The organism is Xanthomonas sp. F14 (genome assembly GCF_014199865.1).
Genome location: NZ_JACHOM010000002.1, coordinates 36,516 through 59,191, shown reverse-complemented (window position 1 = coordinate 59,191; position 22,676 = coordinate 36,516). Strand labels below are relative to the sequence as shown.

Annotated in this window: 15 protein-coding genes; 6 read left to right on the top strand and 9 right to left on the bottom strand. The window is 66.9% G+C overall.

Annotated features, from left to right (window positions below):
- Nucleotides 1-112 precede the first annotated feature (112 nt).
- The 3 genes from leuB to leuC form a co-directional block, all read right to left on the bottom strand.
- Nucleotides 113-1,186 (bottom strand): 3-isopropylmalate dehydrogenase, encoded by a 1,074-nt coding sequence (gene leuB / locus GGR73_RS08835; protein WP_047127201.1) that lies wholly within the window; start codon nt 1,184-1,186, stop codon nt 113-115.
- 94 nt (nt 1,187-1,280) lie between these two features.
- Complete coding sequence (leuD, locus tag GGR73_RS08830) at nt 1,281-1,928, bottom strand: 3-isopropylmalate dehydratase small subunit (RefSeq protein WP_184456584.1); 648 nt, start codon at nt 1,926-1,928, stop codon at nt 1,281-1,283.
- A 67-nt stretch (nt 1,929-1,995) separates the two neighbouring features.
- Complete coding sequence (gene leuC, locus GGR73_RS08825; RefSeq protein ID WP_184456582.1) at nt 1,996-3,444, bottom strand: 3-isopropylmalate dehydratase large subunit; 1,449 nt, start codon at nt 3,442-3,444, stop codon at nt 1,996-1,998.
- Between the two features lie 120 nt (nt 3,445-3,564).
- Between leuC and GGR73_RS08820 the strand changes: the two genes are divergently transcribed.
- Nucleotides 3,565-4,449: a LysR family transcriptional regulator gene (locus tag GGR73_RS08820; RefSeq protein ID WP_039525576.1), complete on the top strand. Its 885-nt coding sequence runs from the start codon at nt 3,565-3,567 to the stop codon at nt 4,447-4,449.
- Between the two features lie 36 nt (nt 4,450-4,485).
- Here GGR73_RS08820 and GGR73_RS08815 read toward each other — a convergent pair whose 3' ends face one another.
- Nucleotides 4,486-7,533: a diguanylate cyclase gene (locus GGR73_RS08815; RefSeq protein ID WP_456362941.1), complete on the bottom strand. Its 3,048-nt coding sequence runs from the start codon at nt 7,531-7,533 to the stop codon at nt 4,486-4,488.
- 232 nt (nt 7,534-7,765) lie between these two features.
- On the opposite strand from GGR73_RS08815, the gene GGR73_RS08810 reads away from it, so the two are divergent.
- The 3 genes from GGR73_RS08810 (at nt 7,766) to GGR73_RS08800 (ending at nt 10,607) form a co-directional block, all read left to right on the top strand.
- Nucleotides 7,766-8,419, top strand: a complete 654-nt coding sequence (locus GGR73_RS08810; protein WP_184456578.1) for a TetR/AcrR family transcriptional regulator — start codon at nt 7,766-7,768, stop codon at nt 8,417-8,419.
- A 128-nt stretch (nt 8,420-8,547) separates the two neighbouring features.
- On the top strand, nt 8,548-9,204 hold the full coding sequence (locus GGR73_RS08805; protein ID WP_024938983.1) for a protein-L-isoaspartate O-methyltransferase family protein: 657 nt from the start codon (nt 8,548-8,550) through the stop codon (nt 9,202-9,204).
- A gap of 20 nt (nt 9,205-9,224) precedes the next feature.
- Nucleotides 9,225-10,607, top strand: a complete 1,383-nt coding sequence (locus tag GGR73_RS08800; protein WP_065032829.1) for a TolC family outer membrane protein — start codon at nt 9,225-9,227, stop codon at nt 10,605-10,607.
- Between the two features lie 577 nt (nt 10,608-11,184).
- Here the strand turns inward: GGR73_RS08800 and waaA are convergent.
- Nucleotides 11,185-12,501, bottom strand: coding sequence for a lipid IV(A) 3-deoxy-D-manno-octulosonic acid transferase (gene waaA, locus GGR73_RS08795; RefSeq protein WP_065032830.1), 1,317 nt, complete (start codon nt 12,499-12,501; stop codon nt 11,185-11,187).
- A 76-nt stretch (nt 12,502-12,577) separates the two neighbouring features.
- Between waaA and GGR73_RS08790 the strand changes: the two genes are divergently transcribed.
- Entirely contained in the window at nt 12,578-13,498 is a 921-nt protein-coding gene (locus GGR73_RS08790; protein WP_054591292.1) for an LpxL/LpxP family Kdo(2)-lipid IV(A) lauroyl/palmitoleoyl acyltransferase, read from the top strand.
- A 61-nt stretch (nt 13,499-13,559) separates the two neighbouring features.
- Here the strand turns inward: GGR73_RS08790 and GGR73_RS08785 are convergent, their stop codons facing one another.
- Genes GGR73_RS08785 through GGR73_RS08775 form a run of 3 tightly spaced genes read right to left on the bottom strand, consistent with a single transcriptional unit; the run spans nt 13,560 to nt 16,195 of the window.
- Complete coding sequence (locus GGR73_RS08785) at nt 13,560-14,894, bottom strand: O-antigen ligase family protein (protein WP_184456576.1); 1,335 nt, start codon at nt 14,892-14,894, stop codon at nt 13,560-13,562.
- On the bottom strand, nt 14,875-15,987 hold the full coding sequence (locus GGR73_RS08780; RefSeq protein ID WP_184456574.1) for a glycosyltransferase: 1,113 nt from the start codon (nt 15,985-15,987) through the stop codon (nt 14,875-14,877). The genes GGR73_RS08785 and GGR73_RS08780 overlap by 20 nt, the downstream gene beginning before the upstream one ends.
- 10 nt (nt 15,988-15,997) lie before the next feature.
- Nucleotides 15,998-16,195, bottom strand: coding sequence for a zinc-finger domain-containing protein (locus tag GGR73_RS08775; RefSeq protein WP_184456572.1), 198 nt, complete (start codon nt 16,193-16,195; stop codon nt 15,998-16,000).
- 316 nt (nt 16,196-16,511) lie between these two features.
- Here GGR73_RS08775 and GGR73_RS08770 point away from each other — a divergent pair, with 316 nt between their 5' ends.
- Nucleotides 16,512-19,874: a GH92 family glycosyl hydrolase gene (locus GGR73_RS08770; protein WP_184456569.1), complete on the top strand. Its 3,363-nt coding sequence runs from the start codon at nt 16,512-16,514 to the stop codon at nt 19,872-19,874.
- A gap of 312 nt (nt 19,875-20,186) precedes the next feature.
- On the opposite strand, the gene GGR73_RS08765 is transcribed toward GGR73_RS08770, so the two are convergent.
- Nucleotides 20,187-22,496 carry an NADP-dependent malic enzyme gene (locus GGR73_RS08765; protein ID WP_024938976.1) on the bottom strand — a complete coding sequence of 770 codons (2,310 nt, stop codon included), beginning with the start codon at nt 22,494-22,496 and terminating at the stop codon, nt 20,187-20,189.
- Between the last annotated feature and the right edge of the window lie 180 nt (nt 22,497-22,676).

Below are 22,676 nucleotides of genomic sequence, written 5' to 3'. Positions count from 1 at the left end.
CTTCGGTTGAATGATGTGGTCACGGATGAGGCAGCCGCCAAACGAAAGTGGCTATCGTCAGAAGAACGATAGCCACCAGTACAGCCACGACGCATCAAAGAAGCGATCGCTGTTACAGCGCGGCCACCACTGCATCGCCCATTGCCACCGTGCCAACCTTGGTCGTGCCTTCCGACCAGATGTCGGCGGTGCGCAGGCCTTGGTCGAGCACCTTGCCGACCGCTTGCTCGATCGCATCAGCGGCAGCAGATTGCGCAAACGTATAGCGCAACATCATTGCCACCGACAGGATGGTGGCCAGCGGATTGGCGATGCCCTTGCCTGCGATGTCCGGCGCCGAGCCATGACACGGCTCGTACATGCCCTTGCTGTTGGCATCCAGCGAGGCCGAGGGCAGCATGCCGATCGAGCCGGTGAGCATCGACGCCTGGTCGGACAGGATGTCGCCGAACATGTTGTCGGTCACGATCACGTCGAACTGCTTGGGCGCACGCACCAACTGCATCGCCGCATTGTCCACGTACATGTGCGACAGCGCGATGTCCGGATAATCCTTGGCCACTTCTTCGACGACGGCACGCCATAGCTGGCTTGATGCCAACACATTGGCCTTGTCCACCGAACACAGCTTCTTGCCGCGCAAACGTGCCATCTCGAAACCGGCCTTGGCGATGCGGCGGATCTCGCTTTCGCTGTATGGCAGCGTGTCGTAGGCCTGACGCTCGCCGTTTTCCAGTGTGCGCGTGCCCCGCGGCTGACCGAAATAAATACCGCCGGTGAGCTCGCGCAGGATCAGCAGATCCAGTCCGGACACCACCTCCGGCTTCAGCGTGGAGGCCTCGGCCAGCTGCGGATACAGCAGTGCCGGACGCAGGTTGGCGAACAACCCAAGCTGCGAGCGGATCTTGAGCAGGCCCCGCTCCGGGCGCAACGATGGGTCGATGGTGTCCCATTGCGGCCCACCGACGGCGCCCAGCAGCACCGCGTCGGCAGCGCGCGCACGCTCCAGCGTTTCGTCGGCCAGCGGGCTGCCGTACTTGTCGTAGGCCGCGCCGCCCAGTTCGTCGTACACCAGGCTGAAACCCAAACCATGTTGCGCATCGATGCGCGTCAGCACCTTGACCGCTTCGGCCATGATCTCCGGGCCAATGCCGTCGCCAGGAAGAATCAGAATCTGCTTGCTCATGCAATCCTCGTCAGTTGGCGCCGCAGCGCCTTGGAAATCAACATCGCGCCACACACACCTGGCATGACCGGCTCATCGGTGACCGCCGGCGACTTTACTGCAGCGCGCCGAACAGCCACGGTTGACGCGCGCGATGGCCTTGCTCGAAGCGGCCGATCGCATCGGCGTCCTGCAGGGTCAGGCCGATGTCGTCCAGGCCGTTGAGCAGGCAGTGCTTGCGGAATGCATCGATGTCGAAGCCGTATTCCACGCCATCGGGGCGGCGCACGCGCTGTGCGGCCAGATCCACCGTGAGTCGATAGCCCTCGGTGGCCAGGCACTGCTCGAACAAGGCGTCCACTTCCGCTTCGGCCAGCACGATCGGCAGCAGGCCGTTCTTGAAGCTGTTGTTGAAGAAGATGTCGGCAAAGCTGGGCGCGATCACGGTGCGGAAGCCGTATTCGTCCAGCGCCCACGGCGCGTGCTCGCGCGAGGAACCGCAGCCGAAGTTCTCGCGTGCCAGCAGCACGCTGGCGCCCTGATAGCGCGGGAAGTTGAGCACGAACTCCGAATTGAGCGGGCGCTGGCTGTTGTCACGGCCGGGCTCGCCGATGTCCAGATAGCGCCACTCGTCGAACAGGTTCGGCCCGAAGCCGGTGCGCTTGATCGACTTGAGGAATTGCTTGGGAATGATCTGGTCGGTATCGACATTGGCGCGATCCAGCGGCGCCACCAGTCCGGTGTGTTGGGTGAAAGGGGTCATTGGGAGAGGCCGGGATTGGGGATTGGGGATTGGGGATTCGAAAAGGCTGGGGATGGTGGAGCGCTTTTTACGAATCCCGAATCCCTATTCCCGAATCCCCAAGGTCACGCACATCAACAAAATACCCGCTGACCGCCGCCGCTGCGGCCATCGCCGGGCTGACCAGATGGGTGCGGCCGCCGGCGCCCTGGCGGCCTTCGAAATTGCGGTTGGAGGTGGAGGCGCAGTGTTCGCCGCTGCCCAGCTTGTCCGGGTTCATCGCCAGACACATCGAGCAACCCGGCTCGCGCCATTCGAAGCCGGCGTCCAGAAACACCTTGTCCAGGCCTTCGGCCTCGGCCTGCGCTTTGACCAGACCCGAGCCCGGCACTACCAGCGCCTGCTTGATGGTGGAGGCGACCTTGCGGCCCCTGGCGACCGCAGCGGCCGCACGCAGGTCTTCGATGCGCGAGTTGGTGCACGAGCCGATGAACACGCGGTCCAGGCGGATCTCGGTGATCGGCTGGTTTGCGCGCAAGCCCATGTACTTCAGCGCGCGTTCGATCGAATCGCGCCGGGTCGGATCCTGTTCGGTTGCCGGGTCTGGCACCTGCTGATCCACCGCCAGCACCATTTCCGGCGAGGTGCCCCAGCTGACCTGCGGCTTGATGTCTTCGGCGCGCAGCTCCACCACGGTGTCGAAGTGCGCGTCGGCATCGGAGACCAGCGTGCGCCACAGTGCGACCGCCGCCTCCCAGTCGGCGCCCTTGGGCGCAAACGGGCGACCTTGCACGTAGGCAATGGTCTTTTCGTCCACCGCCACCATGCCCACGCGCGCACCGGCTTCGATGGACATGTTGCAGATGGTCATGCGGCCTTCCATCGACAGCGCGCGGATCGCGCTGCCGGCAAATTCCAGTGCATGGCCGTTGCCGCCGGCAGTGCCGATCCTGCCGATCACCGCCAGCACGATGTCCTTGGCGGTCACGCCGAACGGCAGCGTGCCTTCCACGCGCACCTGCATGTTCTTCATCTTCTTGGCGATCAGGCATTGCGTGGCCAGCACATGCTCGACCTCGGAGGTGCCGATGCCGTGCGCCAGCGCGCCGAACGCGCCATGCGTGGAGGTGTGCGAATCGCCGCAGACCACGGTCATGCCCGGCAGGGTGGCGCCCTGCTCGGGGCCGACCACATGCACGATGCCCTGGCGCGCATCGTTCATCTTGAACTCGAGGATGCCGAAGTCGTCGCAGTTCTCGTCCAGCGTCTGCACCTGCAGCCGCGAGACTTCGTCGGAGATCGACTCCAGCCCGCCCTGGCGCTCCGCACGCGTGGTCGGCACGTTGTGGTCGGGCGTGGCGATGTTGGCGTCGATGCGCCAGGGCTTGCGCCCGGCCAGGCGCAGGCCTTCGAACGCCTGCGGCGAGGTCACTTCATGCAGGATGTGGCGGTCGATGTAGATCAGCGACGAACCATCGTCGCGGCGCGTGACCTCGTGCAGGTCCCACAGCTTGTCGTACAGCGTCTTGGCAGTCATCGCGGCGATCCGGTTGGCGGATGGTGGGAGCACCCACCTGGCTGCGTTCGATGCTAGGAGCTTGCCTTGGATAACGCAAATTCATATTGTTTATTCAACAAATGAAATTTGGGAATGGCAATGGACCTGGCAAGCCTCAGCGCCTTCGTGGCGATCGCCGAGAGCGGCAGCTTTTCGGCAGCCGGCGAGGCCTTGCACCTCACCCAGCCGGCGGTGAGCAAGCGGATCGCCTTGCTGGAAGCGCAACTGTCGGCGCGGCTGTTTGACCGCCTTGGTCGCCAGGTGGTGCTGACCGAGGCCGGCCAGGCCTTGCTGCCGCGCGCGCAACGCATCCTCGCGGAGCTGCAGGACACCCGCCGGGTGCTGGAGCATCTTGGCGCGGCGGTCGGCGGGCGCCTAAGCCTGGCCACCAGCCATCATGTCGGCCTGCATCGCCTGCCCGCCCTGCTGCGCGGCTTCGCTGCGCAACACCCGCAGGCCGCGCTGGACATCCAGTTTCTGGATTCGGAGCTGGCCTATGCCGCGGTGCTGCGCGGCGAGGTGGAGCTGGCGGTCACCACGCTGGCACCGGATACGCGTGCGCCGCTGCGCGCGCAACCGATCTGGCATGACCGCCTGCAGTTCGTGGTGGCGCCGGATCACCCGCTGGCCGCGTTGCGCGCGGTGTCGCTGGAAGATGTGGTGGCGCATCCGGCGGTGCTGCCGGACCCGGGCACGTTCACCCATCGCATCGTCGCCGGTCTGTTCGCCGAGCGCGCCCTGGTGCCGAGCCTGCGCATGACCACCAACTATCTGGAGACGATCAAGATGCTGGTGTCGGTGGGCCTTGCGTGGAGCGTGTTGCCGGAGCGCATGATCGATCATCAGATCGTGGCGCTGCCGCTGCCCGACGTGGCGCTGTCGCGCGAGCTGGGCTGCGTGACCCATGGCGGGCGCACCCTGTCGCGTGCCGCGCAGGCATTTGTCGCGTTGTTGCATGCGCAGGCGGACCAGCTGCAGACGTGAGCGCGGCAGCTCCACGCAGCCGGCAACACAGCAGCCTTATTGATCCACCAACCGATCGCGCCCCAGCCGCTTGGCGTGGTACAGACGGCGGTCTGCCAGCGCCAGCAATTCGCGCCGGCTCGGTGCCTCATCGCTCATCGCCATGCCCATGCTAGCGGTGCAGCGCACCGTCGTGCCCTGCGTCATGACAGCGATCGCGGCGAGCCGCTGGCGCATGCGTTCGAACAGCGCGCGCGCCTGTGCCGCGTCCACACCCACTGCCGCGAGCAGAAACTCTTCGCCACCGTGGCGCGCGGCAAAGCACTGCGCCCGGTCCTGTTCACTGAGTGCTTCGCCGATCGCGGACAGCACCGCGTCACCGACCTCGTGGCCGTATTCGTCGTTGATGTGCTTGAAATGGTCGATATCCATCAGCACCAACGCCAACGGGGCGCCACCGGCGTGCGCATCGTCGAACCATTGCTGCAGGACCCGCTCGGCCTCGCGGCGATTCGGCAGGTCGGTCAGCACGTCATGGCTGGCGCGGTATTCGAGCTGGCGCATCAGCGCTTCGCGCTCCTGGCTGGCCTGCTGCAGCGCGAGGTTCTTGTCGCTCAGCTCGCGTGTGCGTGCGTCGATCACCGTATTGAGCTGGCGCTGCCGGCGGCGATAACTGGCGGTACGCCACAGATAAAACCCGTAGATCAGGCTGCCCAGCCCGAGGATGCCCAGGGCGATCACTTCGCCACGACGCCACCACGGCGGCGCCAGCGCGATCACCAGGCTGGATTCGCCCAACAGCGCGGTCTGTCGCCAGTCCACCGGCAGCGACATCGCCTGGACACGGAAGCGGAAGCGCCCCGGCGGCAGATTGGTGTAGACCGCCTCGCTGGTGCTGTCGGCGTCCACCCAGTCCGGGTCGAAGCCCTCCAGCCGGTAGCGGTAGCGCACCTTGTCCGGGCCACGGAAATTCAACCCGGCATAGCCGATGGCGATGCGCCGGGTCTCCGCACCGAAGCGATGCAGGCCAGTGAGCGGCTGCACCATGCCGTCGACCAGCAGGCGCTCGAACACGATCGGCACGCGATGGCCTTGCAAGGTGCCCACGCGCGCCGGATCGATCACGCCCAGGCCCGCAGCGGTGGGGAACAGCAGCTGCCCGGACTGCGTCATCCAGCCGGCCGGCGCGCTGCTGCCGTTGCCTTGATTGCCGGGCATGCCGTCGCTGCGATCCACCACCTCCACGCTCAACTGCTCGCGCGTCCCGGCATCGAGCTGGTCGAAGTCGCTGCGCGCGATGCGGAACACGCCATGGTTGCTCGACAACCAGAAATAACCGCGGCCGTCATCGATCACCCGGAACACCTTGTCGCGCGGCAGCCCGACCCGGTGGTCGTAGACGCGAAAGGTCTCACCACTCAGCCGCAGCAGGCCACGATCGCTGGCGATCCACAGGTCGCCCTTGGCATCGCGCAGGAAGTCGAAGGCGTTCTGTCCGGGAAAATCCTGCTCGCCCAGCCATGCGCGCGTGCTGCCGTTTGCCGACAGCGCGGTCATGCCGCGATCGGTGCCGATCCACACGGTGCCCAGCGTGTCGCGATACAGCACCTGCACCGAGCCATCGGGCACGCCGTCGGCGGCGGTGTAGCGGCGTGCCTTGCCATCGCGCCAGCGCACCAGCCCGGCCGTGGTGCCGATCCATAGCGTCTGGCCATCCGGCAACACCGCGCGCACCGACAGCGACGGCAGGCCGTCGGCCGCACCGATGCGCGCCAGCACGCGACCTTGCGCATCCAGCCGCACCACACCCTGGCTGTAGGTGCCGGCCCAGACGCCGCCATCGCCGGCGTCGGCCAGGGCCAGCACCGACTGCTCCAGCACGCGTCCGCCCTGGTTCGGCACCACCGACACGCGACTGATCTGACGATTGCGCCAGCGGTCCAGGCCCACCGCGCTGCCCACCCACACGGTGCCGTCGCCGGTCTGCAACACCGTGCGCACATAGTCCGAGGCCAGCCCGTCCTCGTGGGTGATGCCGTGCGCGGCGCCCTCGGCAATGCGGAACAGGCCGTGCGTGCTGCCGACCCAGATCAGGCCCTCGGCGTCTTCCAGCAGCGCCGGGCTGGCCACTCCTGAAATGGCGATCTGTTCGTCGGGCGCATTCGCACCGCTGTGGACCACCAGCGTGCCCGAGGGCAGGCTCATCCACAGATGTCCGCGCCGGTCCAGCAGCAATGCATCCACGCGCTGGCCCTGGCGGAACCGCTGCAGGCCGCCGCCGCGGCTCCACCACCACACGCCGTCGTCGCCTGCAACGAGCAGGCCGCCCTGACGATCGCCGGCCAGCCGCCGCACCGGTGCGGCGCGCATCCCATGTGCCTTGCCCCAGGCCTCGGCTGCGCTGCCGTCGCGGGGCAGACGATAGAGCCCGACTTCGGTACCCACCCATAAATCGCCACTGCCCTCGGCCGCCAGCGCGGTGATGCGCGCGCGCGGCAGGCCGGCCTGGCGACCGACGTCCACCACCCGCCCATCCGGCTCGATGCGGTACAGCGTCTGCGGCGTGCCGACCCACAGCGCGCCGTCGGCGCGTCGCAGCAGCGCACTGACCGCCAGGTGCCGCGCCGAAGCGTCGCCCAGTTGCTGCCAGTGGCCGTCCTGGTAGTGATAGACGCCATCGAACGCGGTGCCGAACAGCATCCCGCCGGTGCTGTCGCGTATCACCACGAACACGCCTCCCAGCTCGACGCCCGGTGTGTTCTGGCGGTCATACACGGTGAAGTCGCGGCCGTTGAAGCGCGCCACGCCTTCCCAGGTGCCCAGCCAGATCAGTCCGTCGGCGCCCTGCGCGACCGCATGCACCAGGTTGTGCGGCAGGCCGTCGTCCATGCTCCAGCGCGTGACGGTGTGATACGCGGTATGGGTCGGCGGCTGGGCGCCGGCCGGCCACACGCCGAGCAGGATGCAGGCCAGCAACGCCCATCGCCACAGCAGCCCGGTCCGCCGCACGCATGTGCTGCGGACGCAGCCTGTATGCGCATGCGCCCCGACCCTGTCCACGCTCTCCCATCCCCTCGTCGTGCCGGCAAAAGAGGCTGCCGACATGCGCCGACAGACCGTTAGTCAATCTATCACCGGGGGTTTTTCGGCGCCCTAGGTGGATTCCCCACAAGGATGGGACGCACCATGACACCGGGAGGCATTCAGTTGAAACAATTATTGGCCATCACCAAGCGGGGGCGCAGCTAACGCGGTGGCGCGATCTTTCCTGAGTGCTTCAAGGCGCAGCGCGGGCGGCGAGTATAAATATAGAACCCGATGGTCTAGTATTGGCGGCATGTCCAGCTCGCCCCCCCTCAAGTCCAAGGCCAAGAGCAACGGCCCTGGACGGCCCAAGGATCTTGGGAAACGCGCCGCCATCCTGGGCGCTGCCCGCACCATGTTCATGGAGCAGGGGTATGCCGGTGTCAGCATGGATGGCATCGCCGCGCAGGCGGGCGTGTCCAAGCTCACCGTCTACAGTCATTTTGGCGACAAGGAGAGCCTGTTTTCCGAGGCGATCCGTGCGCAATGCCAGCACATGATGCCGGACGACCTGTTCGACCACGCCCCCGAGGGCGCGTTGCGCGATCAGCTGATCGAAATCGCCGATGCCTTCTTCGCCATGGTCAGCACCGACTCGGCCATCGCCACCCACCGCATGATGATGGCGCCGGGTACCGGCGATGTGCATGTGCGCGAGATGTTCTGGGACGCCGGCCCCAAGCGAACCCAGCAGGCGCTGGCGGATTTCCTGTCCGCGCGCGTGGCCGACGGCCAGCTGAAGATCGACAACGTGGCGCGTGCGGCCTCGCAGTTCTTCTGCCTGCTCAAGGGCGAGCTGTATGCGCTGATGATGTGCGGCCTGCATGGCCAGCCCACCCGCGCGCAGGTGGACGAGCACCTGCAGGCCAGCGTGGATTTTTTCCTGAGGGCGTATGCGCCGCGCTGACCGCCCCCGGCCTTTGGTGGCGATGACTTCCGGCACTGCGCCGTTTGGCGGCGCGCAGCGATGCTAGATGCGCCAGTTGCCCCGTGCACCGGTAAAATGCCTGCCCCACCGCGTTGGATAACCGCACCATGACGATCGATTTCTCCCAGGCCCGCGAAAAGATGGTCGAACAGCAGATCCGGCCGTGGGACGTGCTGGACCTGCGCGTGCTCGAGGTGCTGGCGCGCCTGCCGCGCGAAGCCTTCGTGCCCGAGGCCTACAAGACCCTGGCCTATGTCGATGTGGAAATCCCGCTGTCGGCCGGCCACAAGATGATGAAGCCGGTAGTGGAAGGCCGCATGTTGCAGGCGCTGGATCTGCAGCCGGGCGAAGACGTGCTGGAAATCGGCACCGGCAGCGGGTTTTCCACTGCCTGCCTGGCCGCGCTGGCCCGCGAAGTGCTGAGCCTGGAGATCGACCCGGCACTGGCCGCCGCTGCACGCGCCAATCTGGATAGCAGCGGCCTGGGCAGCAACGTGCGGATCGAGACCGCCGACGTGTTCGGCTGGCAGAGCGAGCGTCGCTTCGATGCCATCTGCGTGACCGGCGCGGTCGAGTCGCTGCCGACGCAGTGGCTGCAGTGGCTGCGCCCGAACGGCCGGCTGTTCGTGGTGCGCGGTCACGATCCAGTGATGGAAGCGGTCCTGGTCCGTGGCGACGTCAACGCGCCGCGCATCGAATCGTTGTTCGAAACCGACCTCGCCTATCTCCAGGGCGCCGCACCGACGCCCCGATTCCAATTCTGATTCCCAAGGAAGCTTCCCCGATGATCCGCCGATCCCTCGTCCTGGCGCTGGCCGCCGCCCTGTCTCCGATGGCCGCGAACGCCACCGATCTGCTGCAGGTCTACGAAATGGCCCGCAACGGCGATCCGCAGCTGGCAGTGGCCGAGTCCACCCGCCTGGTCAACCGGGAAGGTCAGGTGCAGGCGCGTGCGGCGTTGTTGCCGCAGCTGGATGGTAGCGCTGGCTTCACCCAGTCGCATCGCGAACTGGAAGGCCAGCCGGGGCGCTCCACCACCAAACAACGCCAGTACGCGATTCAGGGTAGCCAGACCATCTTCAACTGGGCGCAGTTCTCCAATCTGCGTGCACAACGCGAAGTGGCCAAGGCGGCAGACTTCAACCTGGAATCAGCCAACAACGACCTGATCACCCGCACCTCGGCGGCATATTTCCAGGTACTGGTCGGTATTGAATCGCTGGCGGCAGCGGAGACCAACGAAGCGGCGGCCAAAAAGCAGTTCGACTACGCCGACAAGCGTCTGGAAGTGGGCCTGGCACCGATCACCGACGTGCACGAAGCGCGTGCTCAGTATGACCAGGCGCGCGCCGACACCATCAATGCCCGCAATACGCTCAAGGATTACTACCAGGCACTGACCGAGCTTACCGGCCAGCCCGTCGTCGGCTTGCGCGCGTTGCCGGAAGAATTCCGCCCGGAAGTACCTGCTGCCTACAGCAATGTGGATCAGTTGGTCTCCACTGCCATCGCCGATAACCCGGCGTTGAAGGCGCAGCAGCTGCAGGTCAGTGCCGCCGAGGCGCAGGTTAGTGCCGCGCGCGCTGGTCACCTCCCGACACTGAACCTGTCCGGCAGCATGGGACGAACCAATAGCTGGGGCGGTGCCACCGATATCGATACAGCTGCCGGCAACTTCACGACCAATAATCGCAACATTGATACCGATTCGATCGGCATCACGCTGTCGATTCCTATCTTTGCTGGCGGTGCCACCCAGTCGGCCGTGCGTCAGGCGCTGTCGCAGCGCGATATCCAGCAGGACACCTACGAGCAGCAGAAGCGCGCGCTGGATCGCAATACGCGCAATGCCTACCAGACCGTGGTCGCCGGCATCAGCGAAGTGGAAGCACGCCGTTTGGCCGTGGTCTCCGCGCAGGCCGCATACGACGCCTCGCAGGTGGGTCTGGAAGTCGGTACGCGCACCGTGCTGGACGTGGTGCAGAACCAGCGCACCTTGTTCCAGGCGCAGTTGAACTATGCGCAGTCGCGCTACAACTTCCTGCAGAACCGTCTGCTGCTGGGCCAGGCGATCGGCAAGCTCGACATCACCGACCTGCAGGACGTGAACCGCCTGCTGTCGCAGGATGCCGAGTCCAAGCTGCAGGGCAGTGGTTCGCTGCAGTAATGCGGGCGGATAGGTAACTAAAAAGGCGGGCGCAGGCCCGCCTTTTTTATGTCCGATGCACACGCGTACCTGGCTGCGTGCGATCCCTGCGATGACTGCGGCATTAGCAGCTGATCTGCGACTTGGCTGCAGGGCCCTTGCCCGCCCACCATCGCGGGACACGCTGCAAGTACGTCCTTGTAAGCTCTTACGCGGCCTCCATGCCGCGTCAGGTCCCGCGACAGTGAACGGGCAAGGACCAGTCGAGATGGTCGGCCGTGCAGGTTTGCAAGCAATTTCAACAAAGCAACCGGCGAACTCCCTGCTTCGGTGTCCTCGCCGGTTGCGGGACCGTGTGGCGGCATGGATGCCGCCACCGAGCCTCCACGGACCGATTCACGGCGTGTCCCGCGAACGGCGAGGACACCGCACGCTCGACCAATGCGGCTTGAGACTCTCCAGATGACGCCCAAAGCGGCTGATCACACGACTGCGCGATCGCCACGCCCTGTTGGCACTCCAAGGCCGTTGGATGACGCGCATTAGCGTGACTGCGGCAGGATTACTGCAACGCTGCAGTGCAGGCGCAGTGACATCCTCAGGACGCCGCGCCTTCGCTCACCACCGGTGGCAGGTCCGGCGCGATCTGCACCAGCGTCCGCGCCACCGCACCCTTGCCATTGGCGACCAAGGCCAGCCCCGCCGCGGCCATCGCCTCGCGTTGGGCTGGGTCGCCGAGCAGGCGCGCAAGATCGTGGTAGACGCAGTCGGCATCGTCGCAAATGGCCACCGCATCGGCCTCGCGCATGCGCCGCGAAATCTCCGAGAAATTGTGCAGATGTGGGCCGGTGACTGCCGGCGTGCCGACCGCCGCCGGTTCGAGCAGATTGTGCCCGCCGATCGGCTGCAGGCTGCCGCCGACGAAGGCGACCTGTGCGCAGGCGTAGAAACTCATCAGCTCGCCCAGGGTATCGATGACAAACACCTTGTCGCGCGCCTGCGGCCATTGCTGGCTCTTGCGCGTGGACACGGCCCAGCCACGCTCGCGCGCCACGGCCTCGACCTTGGGAAAGCGCTCCGGGTGGCGCGGCGCCCATAACATCAGCAGATCAGGAAACTGCAGCAGCAGGCGCGCATGGATGTCGGCCACGGCCGCTTCCTCGCCTTCGTGCGTGCTGGCGGCAATCCACACCGGCCGCGTTGCCGGCACCTGCGTATGGAACTGCGCGACCAGGGCCTGCAACTGCGCAGGTGCGGCGATATCGAATTTGAGATTGCCCAGTGCGATCACCTGGTCGGGCCGTGCACCCAGCGTGATGAAGCGTTCGGCATCGTCGTGCGACTGCGCCGCCACGCAGGTGACGCTGCGCAGCGCGCGGCTGATCAACGGCGCCAGCAGGCGATAGCCACGCAGCGAGCGCGCCGACAACCGCGCATTGAGGATGTACACCGGAATTTGGCGATCGCGGCAGCCGAACAACATGTTCGGCCACAGTTCGGTTTCCAGGATCAACGCCAGGCGCGGGCGGAAATGCTCCAGGAACCGGCCAACGCTGCCGGGTACGTCATAGGGCAGATACACGTGGTCCACCGCATCGCCCCAGACCGCGCGCACGCGCTCGGAGCCGGTGGGGGTGATGGTGGTGATGACCCAGCGGATATCCGGACGCTGCGCGCGCAAGGCGTTGACCAGCGGCGCGGCGGCATTGACCTCGCCCACCGACACCGCATGCACCCATACGCGCGGGCGACCGCAGGCATGCGTGTAGGAGGCATAGCGCTCGTTCCAGCGGTTGAAGTATTCGCGCACGCGAAAACCGCGCCACACCAGGTGGTACACCGTCACCGGCAGCAACAGGTACAACAGCGCCGAGTACAGTCCGCGCAACAGCCATTCGATCGGGTCTTTCCGCATCGCTGCAGGATACGGGAGCGTTGCGGCGTGCGCATGTGCACGCCGACGCGCGCGCGTGATCCCTTAGAATTGACGCATGTCCGAACCCGCCAACGTCGCTGTCCGCCCTTCCCTGCGCAACCCCAGGCACTGGCCGATGTATCTGGCCCTTGCCGTCATGGTGATCGCCGGGCGCCTGCCCTGGACGCTGCAGCGCGCGCTCGGCCGTGGCGTGGGCTGGATCGCGATGCGCCTGGCCGGCACGCGCCGGCGCGCTGCCGAGGTCAACCTCGCGCTGTGTTTTCCCGAACAGGACGATGCCTGGCGGGCGCGGCTGTTGCGCGACAGTTTCGATGCGCTGGGCGTGGGCCTGTTTGAATTCGCGCGTGCCTGGTGGGGCAGCATCGATGCCATCCGTCCGGGCGTGCAGGTCGAAGGGCTGGAACATCTGCAGCGTCTGCAGGAACAAAAGCGCGGCGTGTTGCTGGTGTCCGGCCACTTCATGACGCTGGAGATGTGCGGGCGGCTGCTATGCGATTACGTGCCGCTGGCCGGCATGTACCGCAGGCATCGCAACCCGGTGTTCGAGTGGGCGGTCAAGCGCGGGCGGCTGCGCTATGCCACGCACATGTTCGCCAACGAGGATCTGCGCGCCACCATCAAGCACCTCAAGCGCGGCGGTTTCCTGTGGTACGCGCCGGATCAGGACATGCGCGGCAAGGACACCGTGTTCGTGCCGTTCTTCGGGCATCCGGCCTCCACCATCACCGCCACCCACCAGTTGGCGCGGCTGACCGGCTGCGCGGTGGTGCCGTACTTCCATCGGCGCGAAGGTGGCCGCTACATCCTCAAGATCGCACCGCCGCTGGCAGACATCCCCTCCGACGATGTGATCGCCGATACCGCGCAGGTCAATGCGGCGATCGAGGACATGGTGCGCGAGGCGCCGGACCAGTACCTGTGGATCCATCGGCGCTTCAAGCGCCAGCCGGGCGGGCGCAGCGCATTCTATCGCTGATGTCGGCCGGTCTCAGGCCTGCGCTGCGTGCAGCCGCAGCAGCGCACGGACGTGCGGCGAGTCAGCGCGGCAGGGGCTGATCTGCGTCGTCGTTGAGCAAGGCACCGGCATACAGGCCGGCCAGCATCAGGCTCAGTCCGCCCCAGAAGCTGGAATAGAACGCCAGATGCGTATTGAGCGGGAACACGGTTGCCACCAGCGCGATCATTGCCGGGCGTGCCTGCGCGCGCGCGGCCAGGCTGGAATAGCGCCACGCGCGCCAGGCCTGGGCCGCACCGGCCAGCCACAGCAGCAAACCGATCGCCCCGGTTTCGGCCAGGATTTCCAGCACGATCTGGTGCGCATGGAAGGCCGGCCCGTCGCCCCATGCCGGCGCCTGCGCGGGGGCCGGATTGCAGGCCGGATACGCCTGCCGAAATCCGCGTGCGCCCACGCCATTGAGCGGATGCGCGCGGATCATGCATAGCGCCGCGCCCCAGATCTGCGCACGCCCGGACAGGGCCTGGTCGACGCCCTGCTCGCCATCGCTGAAGGCCAGGGCGGTGCGCTGGATGCGCTCGCGCGCCTGCGGCGCCACCGCCACCACGCCGGCCGCCAGCAGCGCGCCGATCAGCGCCACTCCCAGCAGGCGACGGCCACCCAGCAACTGCCAGCCGGACAACAGCACGATCACGCCATAGGTGATCCACGACGCCCGCGAACCGGCCAGCACCAACACCACCCCGACCGCCGCCGCAGCGCCTGCCCAGGCCCAGGCATGGCGCCGGCCCAGCGTCAGCAACAGGAAGGGCGACAGGCTGGCCAGGGTCTGGCCGAACTTGAGGTTGCACGGCCCCAGCACGCCGCTGAGGCGGTCGACCAGGGCCAGCTCCTGCGGCGTGCACAGGCCATGCCCGCTGATCAGCTGCTTGATCTGATCCAGACCGAAGAACAACGGGCTGTTGCCGAACGCGGCCTGCAACAGCGCATCCAGCGTCCACACCGCGCCGATCACTGCCAGGCCGGTGAAGGTGCGCCGACGCCGCTGCGCATTGGCCACCGCGATCGCGCACAACCACATGAAAGGCAGATAGCGCAGATCGGTGGCCGACTTGCGCAGCGCGCGGCCCACGTCCACCGCATCGAACGCCGACAGCATCTGCGGCAACCAGTACGCGAAGAACAACACACTGGTCAGCGCCCAGGCCGCACCGCTGAGCAGCCGGGTGCCGCCGCGGAAGCGCGCATGCAGCAGGCGATACGCCGCAAACAGCGCGCCCAGCGACAACACCGTCTCGGCCAGCCCGGGCGTGGGCCACAGGGCCACGAACAGGATCACCCACAGCGGCGCCCAGCGACCGGCATCGGGCGTCAGCACGGACGCGGGAGGGATGGCCTCAGCGGCGGAGTTCGTCATAGACCTTCAGGGTGGCCGCTTGCATGGCCTGCAACGTATAGGGAAGCACGGCGGGCGCTGTCGGCGCCTGCTGCAGCAAATGAAGCGCCTGGGTGCGCAAGGCAGCGGCATCGAAGGCCGGCACCGCGCCGCCGGGTTGCAACTCGGCCAGCAGCTCGCCGACGCCGCCATGCGCCCACCCCAGCACTGGCCGGCCTACCGACAAGGCCTCCACCACGGTGCGGCCGAAGGCCTCGGGTTTGCGCGACAGCTGCAGCACCAGATCGCTGGCGGCGTAGGCCTCGGCGATGCGTGCGGTGGGTTCGGTGAAGGCGACCGCCTCGGCCACGCCCAGCCCGGTGGCCTCGGCTTCCAGCTCGCGCAGATAGGTTTCGCGGCCCGGCTCGCGCGCGCCCGGCAGCCACAACCAGGCCGGCACGCCGGCAGCGCGCACGTCGGCGAGCAGTTGCAGACCGTCGGCATGCCCCTTCAGCCGAGTACCGCGCCCGGGCAGCAGCAGCAGTGGCGCATCGGCCGGCAGGCCGGGCAGCATGCTCTGTGCCCAGGTGCGCGCGCGGCGATCCGGATGCGGGCGACGCGGAAACTGCGCGATATCGACACCGCGCGGTATCGTGCGCAAGCGCGCGCTGTCGGTCTGCGGATAGTGCGTGCAGACGTACTCGCGCACCGTCTGCGACACGCAGATCACCCGCTCGCCATAGGTCATCACCGCGCTGTAGCGGCTGGGCGAGTTGAGCCCGTGCACGGTGGTGACAAAGCGCGGCCGCGTGGCTGGCGGCATGCCGCGCAAGGCATACCAGCCCAGCCAGGCCGGCAGGCGCGAACGCGCATGCACGATGTCGGCGCCCAGTTCGGCGAACAGCCGGCGCAGGCCGACCACATGACGCAAGGTCAGCAGCGACTTGCGCCCGATATCCAGGGTGAGATGTTCGCCACCGGCCTCCAGCAGCGGCTGGACCAGGCGACCGCCGGCCGACACCACCACCGCGCGGTGGCCGGCGCGCACCAGCGCAGCAGCGATTTCCAGGGTGGAGCGCTCGACGCCGCCGGACTGCAGCGCCGGCAGCAGTTGCACCACGGTCAGGCGGTGCATCCGGCCAGGATCAGTCGGCGAGCACGAACAGCGCGCCGCAGTACGGGCACTTGGCTTCGCAGTTGGGCTCGTCTTCGATCGGCAGGTATACGCGCGGATGCGAGTTCCACAACGCCATCTGCGGCGTCGGGCAGCTCAGCGGCAGATCGCTGCGATGCACGGTGTAGCGCGCTTCGGCATTGGCGGGCGCGGTGGCGGTCTGGCTCATGGCGGCACGATCGTAGAGGCAAAGGCAGAGCGCGGATTCTAGCAGCCTGCGTGGTGATCGGCCCATTGAGCGGGTGACGCCGGTTCGGGTGGCGATGGTCTCGGCGCCAGCGCGGGCGCCGGCAACCTCGAGAGATGCTAAAGATCCAGCAGCGCCTGGCCCCCTACAGGCACGGCAGCGCCACCCCACCCGGACATCGCGCTTATCATCGCCTGACCATGGCGCACCGCCCCGTGCCTGCGCCCCGTGTCCGGATCGCCCGCAGCACTCGGCCGGACCTGCCCTGCGGCATCGCACCCTAAGGAGACATCGCCACGTGACCTCGTCTGTTGTGCTGTTGCACCCGCGTGAGCTGTGGCTACGGCTGGTTGTCGCCCTGGGCTGCGCTGCGCCGCTGTCGGTGAGCGCGGCGATTGAGTTTTCGAGTTCGTTCGAGCCCGGGCAGCCGTTGCCGGTGAGCGCAGCGGCAGGCGATGTGCAGATTGCCATCGGTACCGGCCCGGCCGCGCCATATGCGGCCAAGCCCAACGCCGGCTACAGCGGTGCGCATGCATTGCGGTATCAAGGTCATGCCGCAGGTGGGCGGCGCACCCTGTTTACCGCCGATGTCCCGATCGGTGCCGATACGACGCTGTCGTGGCTGGTATTGCCGGAGAGTGTGGGCGGCGAGCATGTGGCATCGACCTATGTGTCACTGGATCTGCTGCTGGACGACGGCACGCGCGTGTCTGCCAGCGCTGCGCGGGATCAGCATGGCGTCGCGCTATCTGCGCAGGCGCAAGGCGAGTCGAAGACGCTGTATCCGCAGCAATGGGCGCGCAAGGCGGTGCGGCTGGGCGACGTGCCCGGCCTGCGTGGCCGCCGTGTGCGTGCGATCGAGCTGGACGTTGCGCCGCCCGCAGGCGCGACCAGTGCCGGTTGGATCGACGATATCGCGCTTGCCGAGGTGCCGCTAACGCCGGCAACGCGTCCGTCGGATTGGGTGCTGACCACGCGCGGCACGCAGTCCAATGGCACGTTCTCGCGTGGCAATAATTTCCCTGCAACGGCCGTGCCACATGGCTTCAACTTCTGGACGCCGGTGACCGATGCGGGCACGCTGACCTGGCTGTATCGCTGGAACGAACACAACGATGCGGACAATCGCCCGCGCCTGCAGGCATTGTCGCTCAGCCATCAGCCCAGCCCGTGGATGGGCGACCGCCAGACCTTTCAGGTGATGCCGTCGTTGGCCGCCGGCGTGCCGCCAGCCGATCGCAAACAACGAGCACTGGCGTTTTCGCACGCCAATGAAACTGCGCGCCCCTATCGCTACGCGCTGCGGTTGGACAACGGGATCCAGGCCGAGATCGCACCGACCGACCATGCCGCGCTGTTCCGCTTTCGCTTCCCGGCACAGGGCGATGCCAATCTGGTGTTCGACAATGTGGACGCGCGCGGCGCGCTGCGCCTGGATGCGGCAACACAGACGCTCTCCGGCTACACCGATGTGCGTAGCGGGCTATCGACCGGGGCCACGCGCATGTATGTCCATGCCAGCTTCGACACGCCGTGGAAAACCAGCGGCCTGAGCGATACCGGCCGGCCCACCGGCTGGATCAAGTTCGATGCCGGCAGCACCCGGCAGGTGCAGATGCGCATTGCCACCTCGCTGATCTCGCTGGATCAGGCCAGGCACAACCTGGCCCTGGAAATCGCGCCGCAGGCAACATTCGAGCAGGTTGCCGCGCGTGCGCAGGACGCCTGGGATGCATTGCTGGGACGCCTGGAGGTGCCCGATGCCACCGCCGACCAGAAGACCACGCTGTACTCCAACCTGTACCGCCTGCACCTGTATCCCAACTCCGGCCACGAGAACGTCGGCAGCGCCAGCGCACCGGACTGGCGTTACGCGAGCCAGAGCAGCTGGTCGGACGACAACATCGATGGCAGCGCGGTGCGCAGCTTTGCGCCGATCCGCGATGGCCGGGTCTATGTCAACAACGGCTTGTGGGACACCTTTCGCACCGCGTGGCCGGCGTACGCCTTGTTCGCGCCCGACGATGCCGGTGCGCTGGTGCAAGGCTTTCTGGAGCAGTCGCGCGCGGGCGGCTGGGTGGCGCGCTGGTCGTCGCCCGGCTATGCCGATCTGATGGTCGGCACCAGTTCCGACGTGGCCTTTGCCGATGCCTGGCTCAAGGGCGTGCAGGGCTTCGATCCGCTCGAGGCGTATGTTGCCGCACGCAAGAACGCCACCGTGGTGGCGCCCGACAGGCATGTCGGCCGCAAGGGCATGGCGCGTTCGACCTTTCGCGGTTATGCCGATACCGACACCCACGAAGGCATGTCGTGGTCGATGGAAGGCGCACTCAACGACTTCGGTATCGCCAACATGGCCGATGCGCTGGCCACGCAGGCGAAAACAGCCACGGCGCGCGAGCGTTACGCGACCGAGGCTTTGTATTTCCGTCACCGCGCGGCAGGCTATTCGGCACTGTTCGATCCGGCGATCGGGTTCTTCCAGGGCCGCACCCCGGACGGCACCTGGCGCGTGGACGCGGCACAGTACGATCCGCGCGTCTGGGGCCACGATTACACCGAATCCAGCGGCTGGACGTTTGCGTTCACCGCACCGCACGATGGGCAAGGCCTGGCCGCGTTGTATGGAGGACGCGCCGGTCTGGCAGCGAAGCTGGATACGTTCTTCGCCACCCCCGAGACCGCCGAGGCCAGGTTCGCCGGCTCTTACGGCTCCACCATTCACGAAATGACCGAAGCGCGCGACGTGCGCATGGGCATGTACGCGCACAGCAACCAGACCGCGCACCATATCCCGTGGATGTACCTGTACGCCGGGCAGCCGTGGAAGACGCAACGCCTGACCCGCGAGATCCTGGCGCGCCTGTACCTGGGCAGCGAGATCGGCCAGGGCTACCCCGGCGATGAGGACAATGGCGAAATGTCGGCGTGGTATCTGTTCGCAGCGATGGGCTTGTATCCGTTGCGCATGGGTACGCCTGACTATGTGATCGGCTCACCGCTGTTCACGCAGGCCAGCCTGCGTTTGCCGAACGGCGGGACGCTGAGGGTCAATGCGCCGCAGAATTCGCCGCAAAACGTGTACGTGCAATCGCTCAAGGTCAACGGCAAGCCCTGGCGCAAGACCTGGTTGCCGCATGCGGACATCGCCAATGGTGCGACGCTGGACTTCGTCATGGGGCCGACGCCCTCGCGCTGGGGCACCGGGCCGGACGATGCGCCGCCATCGCTGACACCTGCGGGTGAACGCCCTGCCCCGTTGCGCGATGTGCTCGGAGACACGGCGCGCATCACCCTGGCCGGTGGTGGCGATGTCCCGGCACTGCATGACGACGATGCCGGGACGGTCGCTGCAGTTGCATCGGCATCGGCACTGACGTTCAGCGGCATGGCGCGCGGCACGCCGACGCTCTACACGCTGACCAGCGGCAACGCGGCGATTGCGGCAAGCGGATGGACGCTGGAAGCGCGGACGGCCGATGGTGCGTGGAAGGTGGTCGATCAGCGCCGCGAGGAAACGTTTGACTGGCCATTGCAGACGCGGCCGTTTCGCATTGCCTCCCCGGGTGCATATGCCGAGTATCGGCTGCGATTCAGCGCACCTGCGAAACTGCAGCTGGCGGAGATCGAGTTGCTGGGGGCTGAGCCTGCGGCGCGTTGAGGCGCCGGTCTCGCATCGCTGATCGCGCTGCTTTCTGCAGGCAGGCGACTGCAGGATGCAGGCACCCGCTCACGCGATCGACGGAGTTACACGGGGGCCGCCGGAGCGGGGTTTTACTGCAAGGTCAGCAGCGCTGGTGATCGTACCCCCCCGCTCCGCGCGCCGGCCCGCGCTTGCGGCGCGGGCGCTTCAAGGCACGCGCGCCAGTGGCGCGCAAGCAGTGCCTTGTCGCCCCGATGAGAGAGGGGCGTTGGCGCGGCACGCGGGGTGCCGCTAGCGGATCGGTCTTTGATGTTTCCCGGTGGGGGGATCTCAATCGCTATTTTTTTCGCTGGCGGTCTTCTCGGCATCGCGCTGCCGGCGGATCTGCGCATCCACCGCCGCGATCGCGGTCATGTTCATCACCCGGCGCGAGGTGGCGCTGGTGGTGAGGATGTGCACCGGCTTGGAGATGCCCATCAGGATCGGGCCGATCGCCACGCCGTCGGTGAACACGCGTACCAGGTTGTAGGCGATGTTGGCCGCTTCCAGGTTCGGCAGCACGAACAGGTTGGCCCGGCCCTTGAGCGTGCTGTTGGGCATGATCTGCTTGCGCAGCGCCTCGTCCCAGGCGGTGTCGCCCTGCATTTCGCCGTCGATGTTGAGCTCGGGCTTGCGCTTGAGCAGGGCTTCGCGCACCTGGCGCATCTTCAGCGCATCGCGCGAGTCGTGGCTGCCGAAGTTGGAGTGCGACAGCAGCGCGATATTGGGCTCGATGCCGAACAGCTTGAGGCGGTACGCGGCCTGCAGCGTGGCCTCGACCACCTGCTCCACGGTCGGGTCTTCCTGCACATGCGTGTCCAGGAAGAAGAACACGCCCAGCTGGTTGATCACGCCGGTCATTGCCGAGGTGGAGCTCACCCGCGGCTCCAGCGGAATCACGCTGCGTGCGTAGCCCAGCTTCTTGTGGAAGCGGCCGACCACGCCCGACAGCATCGCATCGGCTTCGCCACGCGCCACCATCACCGCCGCGATCAGGGTCGGACGCGAGCGCATCAGTTCCTTGGCGGCGGTGACGGTCACGCCGCGACGCTCGGTGAGCGCGTGGTAGTACTGCCAGTATTCGTTGAAGCGGGGGTCGTCGAGGATGTTGGTGATCTCGAAATCCACTCCAGCGGTCAGGCGCAGGCCCATGCGCTCGATGCGCGCCTCGATGACGTCCGGGCGGCCGATCAGGATCGGGAACGCCAGGCCTTCGTCGACCACGTTCTGCACCGCGCGCAGCACCACTTCCTCTTCGCCCTCGGCATACACCACGCGCTGCTTGTCAGCGCGCGCGCGGTCATAGACCGGCTTCATCATCAGGCTGGTGCGATAGACGAACTGGCCGAGCTTGTCGCGATAGGCCTCCATGTCGGTGATCGGGCGCGTGGCCACGCCCGAATCCATCGCCGCCTGCGCAACGGCGGACGACAGCTCCACCAGCAGGCGCGGGTCCAGCGGACGCGGAATCAGGTATTCCGGGCCGAAGCTCGGGGTCTCGCCGCCGTAGGCCGCGCCCAGGTCGGAGGCCTCGCGCCGCGCCATCGCCGCAATCGCCTTGACGCAGGCGATCTTCATTTCCTCGTTGATGCCGGTGGCGCCCACGTCCAGCGCGCCGCGGAACAGATACGGGAAGCACAGCACGTTGTTGATCTGGTTCGGGTAATCCGAACGCCCCGTACCGATGATGCAGTCCGGACGCACCGCCTTGGCCGCTTCCGGGGTGATTTCCGGGTTGGGATTGGCCAGCGCGAAGATCACCGGCTGGCGCGCCATGCTGGCGACCATCTCCGGCTTGAGGATGCCGGCCGCCGACAGGCCCAGGAAGATGTCCGCACCCTCGACGATCTCGGCCAGGGTGCGCTTGTCGGTATCGCGCGCGTAGCGCTGCTTGTCCGGGTCCAGGTCGGTACGGCCGGTGTGGATCACGCCGTCGCGGTCCAGCGCCAGGATGTTCTCCGGCTTCAGGCCCAGCGAGACCAGCATGTTGACGCACGAGATGCCGGCCGCGCCCATGCCAGTGGTGGCCAGCTTGACCTCTTCGATCTTCTTGCCGGTGACCACCAGCGCGTTGAGCACGGCGGCGCCGACGATGATCGCGGTGCCATGCTGGTCGTCATGGAACACCGGGATGTTCATGCGCTCGCGCAGCTTGCGCTCGACGATGAAGCACTCCGGCGCCTTGATGTCTTCCAGATTGATGCCGCCGAAGGTCGGCTCCAGGCTAGCGATGATGTCGACCAGCTTGTCCGGGTCGTTCTCGTTGATCTCGATGTCGAACACGTCGATGCCGGCGAACTTCTGGAACAGCACGCCCTTGCCTTCCATCACCGGCTTGGAGGCCAGCGGACCGATGTTGCCCAGGCCCAGCACGGCGGTGCCGTTGGTGATCACCGCCACCAGATTACCGCGCGCGGTGAGCTCGCTGGCCTGGGTGGGTTCCTCGACGATCGCCTCGCAGGCGAAGGCCACGCCCGGCGAATACGCCAGCGACAGATCGCGCTGGGTCAGCATCGGCTTGGTCGCGGTGACCTTGATCTTGCCGGCCGGCTGCTGGCGGTGGTAGTCGAGGGCGGCCTGTTTGAAGTCGTCGTTGGACATCGGCTGTGTGGGTCTCGAAGGCGCAGGAGGGCTGAATTCTACCCTCCTGCCTGAACAAGGGCCTGTCGCGCAGCTGTCGGCGTGGCAGGAAGATCGCAGGCTGCAGCGCGTCGTGCGCGGCGGCCAGTGTGGGCTGGAAGCGGAAACGGCCCTGCACCCCGCCGGCAGCGCCGACGGAAT